This is a genomic window from Intestinirhabdus alba, from assembly GCF_009711095.1.
Classification (GTDB): Bacteria; Pseudomonadota; Gammaproteobacteria; order Enterobacterales; family Enterobacteriaceae; genus Intestinirhabdus; species Intestinirhabdus alba.
Map to the genome: position 1 here is coordinate 1 of NZ_WMJZ01000121.1, position 883 is coordinate 883.

The window sequence follows — 883 nt, forward strand, 5'->3', positions numbered from 1 at the left end:
AAGGAGTCGATGGAAGAGGTGGCGGCCATCAAAGATATCGGCAACTACTTTGACCGGGCGGAGTATATCAAGTGGAAATCGTTCCGCGAGACCGACGACGCGCGCTACATCGGGCTGGTGATGCCGCGGGTGCTGGGGCGTCTGCCGTACGGGCCGGACACGGTGCCGGTGCGCAGCTTCAACTACACGGAAGAGGTGAAAGGCCCGGACCACGAGAAGTACCTGTGGACCAACGCCTCGTTCGCCTTCGCCGCCAACATGGTGCGCAGCTTTATTGACAACGGCTGGTGCGTGCAGATCCGCGGCCCGCAGGCGGGTGGCGCGGTGCAGGATCTGCCGATCCACCTGTACGACCTGGGGACCGGCAACCAGGTGAAAATCCCGTCAGAGGTGATGATCCCGGAAACGCGGGAGTTCGAGTTCGCCAACCTGGGCTTCATCCCGCTGTCGTACTACAAAAACCGGGACTATGCGTGCTTCTTCTCGGCGAACTCGGCCCAGAAGCCGGCCCTGTACGACACGGCGGACGCCACGGCGAACAGCCGGATCAACGCGCGGCTGCCGTACATCTTCCTGCTGTCGCGGATAGCGCACTACCTGAAGCTGCTGCAGCGAGAAAACATCGGCACCACCAAGGATCGGCGGCTGCTGGAGCTGGAGCTGAACACGTGGGTGCGCAGTCTGGTGACGGAGATGACCGATCCGGGAGACGAGCTGCAGGCGTCGCACCCGCTGCGGGACGCGAAGGTGGTGGTGGAAGACATCGAGGACAACCCGGGGTTCTTCCGGGTACAGCTGTACGCGGTGCCGCACTTCCAGGTGGAGGGGATGGACGTGAGTCTGTCGCTGGTCAGCCAGATGCCGAAGGCCAAAGCATAAGGCA

General features: G+C 62.9%; 1 protein-coding gene. It reads left to right on the plus strand.

What is annotated here, in order from left to right:
- The coding region (gene tssC / locus GJV78_RS22685; protein ID WP_155110308.1) for a type VI secretion system contractile sheath large subunit at nt 1-879 on the plus strand (879 nt) is incomplete at its 5' end.
- Between the last annotated feature and the right edge of the window lie 4 nt (nt 880-883).